A 7,368-nucleotide genomic window follows, 5' to 3' on the forward strand; every position below is an offset into this window, starting at 1 on the left:
GTATGTGGACTATATGCTGTATGTTGCTATTCACGACAGCTATGTTTGCATATACCGAAAGAAATCTGCTGCAAAACTCTGTAACCAAAGAACAGCTAAAGGAAGCTTTGGTAATGAACGGTGCCTGGGTGCCATATCCGGCATACTCCGACCGTGAAGGTTGGAACTCTCTGCTTAATGATGAAGACCGACAGACACTTATCAAAGCCGGAGAAAAGATGCTTGACTACAAATGGCAGGTAATACGTGCTACTGACTATCTGGAATACGAACGTAGCGGAGAAAGAAACATCATGCAAAATCCATACGAAGCAAACCGCAAAGCCATAAACGTACTTATGATGGCCGAACTTGCCGAAGGAAAAGGACGTTTTATCGACCAACTTATAAACGGTGTATTCTTCAGCTGTGAAATGACTTCATGGGTTCTGTCGGCACACCTGCCAAGACAAAGCACAAAGCGCTCAATGCCTGACTGGCGCGAGCAAATCATCGACCTTGGTTCCGGTAACTACGGTTCTATACTGGCATGGGTATATTATTTCTTCCACGATACATTCGACAAGGCTGATCCTGTTATATCACTTCGTCTGCGCCATGAGCTTCAGGAACGTATTCTTGACCCTTACATGGAAAACGACCGCGAATGGTGGATGGCTTTCTACTGGAAACCTGGAGAAATCATAAACAACTGGAATCCTTGGTGTAACTCTAATGTACTTCAGTGCTATCTCCTTCTTGAAAATGACCGCGACAAACTTACCGATGCGGTATGGCGTACAATGCAGTCTGTTGATAAATTCATCAATTTCGTGAAATCAGACGGCGCATGCGAGGAAGGCACTTCATACTGGGGACATGCTGCAGGAAAGATGTATGACTATCTCCAGATACTCTCCGACGGTACTAACGGAAAAGTATCCCTGTTCAATAATCCTATGATACGCCGTATGGGAGAATATATCAGCCGTTCGTACGTTGGCGACGGTTGGGTAGTAAACTTTGCTGACGCTTCGGCAAAAGGTGGCGGCGATGCTCCATTGATTTACCGCTACGGACGTGCAGTGGGAAGCGAAGAGATGATGCAGTTCGCAGCATATCTGCTCAAGGGCAAACGTCCTACAATTCCTCTTGGCAATGATGCTTTCCGTACATTACAATGTGTATTACTGAATAAGGAACTGGAGCAGACTAAACCTGCACATAACGTTCCTGCATGTACATGGTATCCGGAAACGGAATTCTGCTATCTGACAAACAACTCAGGATGGTTCCTTGCCACAAAGGGAGGTTTCAACAACGAGAGCCATAATCATAACGATGCAGGAACATTCTCACTCTACATCAATAATACTCCTATGCTAATAGATGCAGGAGTAGGAACATACACACGACAGACATTCAGTAGCGAGAGATACTCCATCTGGACTATGCAGAGCAACTACCACAATCTGCCTATGATAAACGGTGTTCCACAGCGTTTCGGACAGGAATACAAGGCAACAAATGTAGTATGCAAGGAAAAACAGCGTTTCTTCTCTGCCGATATTTCTACAGCATACCCTGAAGAAGCAGCGGTAAACAGCTGGACTCGTTCATATAAATTAGAAAACAAACGTCTTGTGATAACCGACAAGTTCTCACTGAAAGAAACCAAGGCTGCCAATCAGGTGAACTTCCTCGTTTGGGGAGATATTGATATAAGCAAAGCCGGTGAAATAAGTATAAAAGTGGGCGACGAACATGCCACCCTGGAATATCCTACAAACTTCAAGGCTACGCTTGAGACTATAGAACTTCCTGATACACGACTCTCAAACGTATGGGGAAAGCAGATATACCGTATCGTATTAATTGACACACAAAAGAAACTTGAGGGAAACTACAAGTTCATTATAAAGTAGTATTGAACGATGTTTGCAAACTGTTTTAAAAATGTTTGCAAATATACATTCCGATAAAAAGGGCAAATATCCTATATTGGTAAAATCACCAATTATTCTATGGATATTTGCCCTTTTCTCATTATATACATATTAGAAATAAAGCCATATTTCATGTAACATTTTTGTAACATATGCTACATTTGTGTTTAATAAACTAATTATTAGATATATACATTCAGAAGATAAAACCAGATTAATATTAATGTTAAGCAATTGTAACATGTTTGTAACACCAAACAGTCATTTTTGCGTCGTGAAAATTAAGCAAGCTATAAACATGAAAAAGATTTTACTAAGTGTGATGTTGACACTTGCAATACCAACACTGACATTTGCAAAGGAAAAGAAAGAAGAGAAAAAAGGAAGTGCAATCATTACTATCTATTCTGATTTGCATTCAGGATTCGGAACTGTGAACAACGACAGAGGTTTTAATTTGGACAGAGCCTACATTGGCTACCAGTATAAATTACCTCACAATCTCTTGATAAAGGCGGTTATGGACTTCGACCAGTCAGACGACGTTGACGACATACAGAGAGTAGGCTTTATCAAAAACGCAATGGTTTCATGGAAACACGAAGGACTGACATTGAACGGAGGTTTGATAAGCACCACACAGTTCAAGACTCAGGAAGATTTCTGGGGCAAACGCTACGTTATGAAATCATTCCAGGATGAATATAAATTCGGTAGCAGCGCCGACCTCGCTGTATCTGCAGCATACAAATTTTGCGATATTTTTTCTGCCGACGTAATAGTAGCAAATGGTGAAGGCTACAAAAAAGTACAGGTGGACGACGGTCTCCAGTACGGTGCCGGCTTGACACTCACTCCGGTAAAAGGATTTATGGTACGTGCATACGGTTCATACAACGAAGCCGGACAGAGCATAAAAGATGCAGCACAGAACAAAGACGATGTAAAAGGAACTACAAACCTCGCATTCTTTGCAGGATATAAAAACTCTGCATTCTCTCTTGGAGCAGAATACAACTGGATGAAGAACACCAAGTTTGCCAATGGCAACGACAAGAGTGGTGCTTCTGTTTACACAACAATAAACCTTACAAAGAAAATCAACATATACGGACGCTGGGACTATCTCACATCAAAAGACTCATGGGACAGCGCTAAAGACGGAATGGCCGGTATGGCTGGTGTAGAATTCAAGTTGGGCAAATATGTAAAGCTATCTCCTAACTTCAGAATATGGGCACCTAAGGCAGACGGAACGAAGAACCTTACATACACATACTTAAACGCTTCATTCGCTCTCTAATAAGAAATATTCGGACAGTGTCCGAACAATAATTAAACAACTATAAAACAACAGAATATTAATTTTTAAGGTATGAAAAAGATTTATTTATCACTCATTGCAGGTGTGTTTGCAGCAATAGTTTCTTCTTGCGGCGGACAGAAATCAAACGGAGTAGAACTTACAGGTGCCGGAGCAACATTCCCACTTCCTTTCTACACTATGTCATTCGACTCTTACGGAACAACAGGCAACAATAAAGTATCATACGGAGGTATCGGCAGTGGCGGCGGTGTCCGTAACCTTAAAGACGGTATCGTAGACTTTGCAGGTAGCGACGCATTCCTTTCAGACAAGGAAATGAGCGAAATGAAACCGGTGGTACACATCCCGACTTGTATGGGTGCCGTGGTATTGGCATACAACCTTCCTGAAGTTACAGCCTTGAACCTTTCAGGTGATGTAATAGCTGACATCTTCGCCGGTAAAATCACAAAATGGAACGACGAACGTCTTCAGAAATTGAACCCTGACACAAAACTCCCTGAAAAGGATATTATCCCTGCATACCGTTCAGACGGTAGTGGTACAACTTTCGTATTCACTGACTATTTGAGCAAAGTAAGCGAAGACTGGAAAAACAACTTCGGCAGCGGTAAGACTGTTGATTTCAAAGTTGGTCAGGCTGCCAAAGGTAACCCGGGTGTAGCAGGTATCATCCGCCAGACTCCATACTCAATCGGTTATATCGGTTCTGAATATGCTTTCGCACAGAAAATACCATACGCAAGCGTTATGAATGTACGCGGCGAACTGGTTACTCCATCTACAGAAAGTATTTCTGCAGCAGCTGCAGGCGAAATTCCACAAGATACTCGCTGCTCAATCACAAATGCTGACGCTGCAGGTGCATATCCTATCAGCTGTTTCACTTGGTTGATTATCTACAAAGAACAGAACTATTCAGACCGTACGATCGAACAGGCTAAAGCTACTCTTGACATGCTTCAGTACATGTTGAGTGCTGATGTTCAGAAAACTACTGAAACTGTACACTACGCTCCACTGCCACAGAGCGCAATCGAAAAGAGCCTCCAGAACTTGAAAGAAGTTACTTTCGACGGACAGGCTATCCTAAAATAAAATAATTAAGTTTTGAAAACAAGTTGGCAAGGCAATATGCCATGCCAACTTTGTAAACTTATTAAAGCCTAACTAAAAAACAAATCAACATGCAAGACAAGATATTCAGGGCATTACTCATAATATCGGCAATAATAATACCGGTTATCGGTGTTGGAATTGTATTCTCTTTGGTGAATGATGCTTCAGGAGCATTCAAGGAATTCGGTTTCTGGAATTTCATTTTCTCTGACGATTGGGTAACTACAGCCGGAAAAGAGAAATACGGTGCGCTGCCGTTCATAACAGGTACACTTCTCACCACACTTCTTGCACTGCTCATGTGTATTCCATTCTCGCTTCCTGTAGCACTATTTACCGGCGAATATTTCAAAGGAAAGAAAATAGCAACCATATTGAGTACCGTAGTAGATTTGCTTGCAGGTATCCCGTCTATCATATATGGTCTATGGGGATTCTATGCCCTTCGTAGTGTATTTATGCATCTTAACCTTTCTCCGCAGGGCTCAGGTATTCTTACAGCTGCATTCGTACTGGCCATAATGATTGTACCGTACGCTGCATCACTGAGTGCAGAGTTCATCAAGATGGTTCCTTCCGACCTGAAAGAAGGAGCATACGCAATGGGAGCCACACGTGCCGAAGTAATCCGCAGAGTAGTATTCCCTATGGCAGGTTCAGGTATATTCTCGGCATATATCCTTGCCATCGGACGCGCATTAGGTGAAACCATGACAGTGACAATGCTTATCGGTAACACAAACCAGATGCCTGAGACACTGAGAACTACAGGAAACACCATGGCAAGTATCATTGCCAACCAGTTTGGTGAAGCTGACGGATTGAAACTTTCATCACTCATCGCAATCGGATTGCTTTTGTTCCTCATTACAGCAATAATAAACATGATAGGAAAGATATTGATACGTCGCGCCCAGCACGTATAACAATTCATCAATCAGAAGAATATGATAGTAAAAGACAATAAACTACAGATACGAAAATTCAAGAACGGACTCCTGTTCTGGACCGTATGCATACTTTCCGGTCTGACAGCGATACCGTTGCTTGCCATCCTCGGAGAAGTGTTCATAAAAGGTTGGGAACAGTTGGGATGGTCATTTATCACAGAAGCCACACCGAACGCTTATAAGGCAATGCAGGCAATGGAAGCAGGCGAAACAATACCGGGAGGTATAGCCAACGGTATAGTGGGAACTTTCCTTATGCTGTTCCTTGCCGCGATAGTAGCCATTCCTGTAGGAATATTCTGCGGTATCTGCCTTTCGGAATACAGAGGCAACTGGTTTGCAACAATAGTAAGTTATCTTACCGACCTTCTTCAGGGTACACCTTCAATTATCATAGGTATTATCACATATATATGGGTTGTAGTTCCGATGAAAGGATATTCGGCATTTGCCGGAAGTGTTGCACTGTTCATCATGATGCTTCCACTCATCATCCGTTCCACAGAAGAGACAATGAAAATTCTTCCGGAAACACTCAAGGAAGCAGGTCTTGCACTTGGGGGAAGCTACTGGAGAGTAATGCTTCAGGTCATGGTTCCATCGGCATTCGGAAGTATATTCACAGGTATCCTGCTTGCCATCTCGCGTGTGGTCGGCGAAACAGCACCACTCATGTTTACAGCACTTGGAGGCGCAGCAATAAGCTGGAATATGGCACGCCCGATGTCGGCAGTACCATTGCTTATCTGGGAATTCTTCAACGACCCTAACCTCCAAAGCCTCATCTGGGGAGCATCGTTGTTCCTGCTCACCTTCGTATTATGTTTAAACTTATTAGCTAAAAGAATTGCAAAGAAATGGAAAATATAAAAGATCCTATCCTTCAAATACAGAACGTATCAATATCATATACAGGAAATATACTTGCAGTAAAGAATGTAAGTGCCGATGTTGAGAAAAATACCATCACAGCCATCATGGGACCTTCAGGCTGCGGTAAGAGTACATTGCTGCGTGCAGTAAACCGTATGCACGAGCTTTACAAGAATATCAACGTTACAGGCAAGATTTTGCTGAACGGTGAAAATGTTCTCGAAATGGACCCTACAGAAGAACGCCGCCGCATCGGTATGGTGTTCCAGCGTCCTAATCCGTTCCCTACAATGAACATCTACGATAACGTACTTGCAGGATATATACTTAACGGTATAAAACTTCCTAAGAGCAAGAAAGACGAGATAGTGGAACGCAACCTCCGCAACGTAATGCTTTGGGACGAAGTGAAAGACTCACTCACAAAACGTGGTACTTTCCTTTCGGGAGGTCAGCAGCAACGTCTGTGCATCGCACGTTCACTGGCATTGCAACCGGACATTCTGCTTATGGACGAGCCTACTTCTGCTCTTGACCCTATCGCTACAAAACACATCGAGGAGCTTCTTATAGAACTGAAGAAGGAAGTGACTATCCTTATCGTGACACACAATATGTCGCAGGCTAAACGTATATCAGACCGCTCAATGTTCATGTTCCTTGGCGAACTGATTGAATACGATGAAACACAGAAGATGTTTACCAATCCTAATGATGAACGTACTCGTGCATACCTGACAGGTAAAATGGGATAATAATATTTATGTTGTAGTAGGAAAAGGACTGTTTCCCGGCATTGCAGGGATAACGGTCCTTTTTCATTCTATAATTCCTAGTACAAATATAAAATTAAAGCAAATCATAATGGACTATTTATATTACAAAAGAGTTATTATAAAGAAAAATATTAATAATATAATAACTTTAGAACCATGTTAAAAAAAGAAGATTCAATCATTGATGAAAAACAAGTGTACTTAAAACCTGAATGTGAGATATATGAGCTATATGTTGAAAGTTCAATATTAAATTCAAGTAACAACGAAGACGTTAATGGTGCCGATGCAGAAGTAAACTCATTCCTTCAAGGCAGAAGTTATGACACATCTGTGTTTTAAATAAATAAAAAAGCGCAACTATGTTAATTGCGCTTTTTATATAAAATGATCGTCAG

7 protein-coding genes are annotated in these 7,368 nt (G+C 41.9%); all 7 read left to right on the top strand.

Going from position 1 to position 7,368, the window contains the following annotated elements; translation table 11 throughout:
- Window positions 1–2 precede the first annotated feature (2 nt).
- Window positions 3–1,904, top strand: coding sequence for a heparinase II/III-family protein (locus tag NW213_RS13635; RefSeq protein ID WP_258323114.1), 1,902 nt, complete (start codon window positions 3–5; stop codon window positions 1,902–1,904).
- 319 nt (window positions 1,905–2,223) lie between these two features.
- Window positions 2,224–3,228: a hypothetical protein gene (locus tag NW213_RS13640; RefSeq protein ID WP_258323112.1), complete on the top strand. Its 1,005-nt coding sequence runs from the start codon at window positions 2,224–2,226 to the stop codon at window positions 3,226–3,228.
- Window positions 3,229–3,300: 72 nt separating this feature from the next.
- Window positions 3,301–4,350 (top strand): phosphate ABC transporter substrate-binding protein PstS, encoded by a 1,050-nt coding sequence (gene pstS, locus NW213_RS13645; protein ID WP_204508848.1) that lies wholly within the window; start codon window positions 3,301–3,303, stop codon window positions 4,348–4,350.
- 89 nt (window positions 4,351–4,439) lie between these two features.
- Window positions 4,440–5,297, top strand: coding sequence for a phosphate ABC transporter permease subunit PstC (pstC, locus tag NW213_RS13650; protein ID WP_154044992.1), 858 nt, complete (start codon window positions 4,440–4,442; stop codon window positions 5,295–5,297).
- Between the two features lie 21 nt (window positions 5,298–5,318).
- Entirely contained in the window at window positions 5,319–6,191 is an 873-nt protein-coding gene (gene pstA, locus NW213_RS13655; RefSeq protein ID WP_154044991.1) for a phosphate ABC transporter permease PstA, read from the top strand.
- Window positions 6,179–6,949 (top strand): phosphate ABC transporter ATP-binding protein PstB, encoded by a 771-nt coding sequence (gene pstB / locus NW213_RS13660; protein ID WP_154044990.1) that lies wholly within the window; start codon window positions 6,179–6,181, stop codon window positions 6,947–6,949. The genes pstA and pstB overlap by 13 nt, the downstream gene beginning before the upstream one ends.
- A gap of 177 nt (window positions 6,950–7,126) precedes the next feature.
- Entirely contained in the window at window positions 7,127–7,312 is a 186-nt protein-coding gene (locus NW213_RS13665; RefSeq protein WP_154044989.1) for a hypothetical protein, read from the top strand.
- Window positions 7,313–7,368: the final 56 nt, after the last annotated feature.

The organism is Bacteroides sp. ET336 (assembly GCF_024733815.1).
Lineage (GTDB): Bacteria > Bacteroidota > Bacteroidia > Bacteroidales > Bacteroidaceae > Phocaeicola > Phocaeicola cellulolyticus.

Bases quoted from the DNA above. Each gene is read 5' to 3' on its own strand.
- NW213_RS13635 (WP_258323114.1), top strand. From the start codon at position 3: ATGTGGACTATATGCTGTATGTTGCTATTCACGACAGCTATGTTTGCA.
- NW213_RS13640 (WP_258323112.1), top strand. From the start codon at position 2,224: ATGAAAAAGATTTTACTAAGTGTGATGTTGACACTTGCAATACCAACA.
- pstS (WP_204508848.1), top strand. From the start codon at position 3,301: ATGAAAAAGATTTATTTATCACTCATTGCAGGTGTGTTTGCAGCAATA.
- pstC (WP_154044992.1), top strand. From the start codon at position 4,440: ATGCAAGACAAGATATTCAGGGCATTACTCATAATATCGGCAATAATA.
- pstA (WP_154044991.1), top strand. From the start codon at position 5,319: ATGATAGTAAAAGACAATAAACTACAGATACGAAAATTCAAGAACGGA.
- pstB (WP_154044990.1), top strand. From the start codon at position 6,179: ATGGAAAATATAAAAGATCCTATCCTTCAAATACAGAACGTATCAATA.
- NW213_RS13665 (WP_154044989.1), top strand. From the start codon at position 7,127: ATGTTAAAAAAAGAAGATTCAATCATTGATGAAAAACAAGTGTACTTA.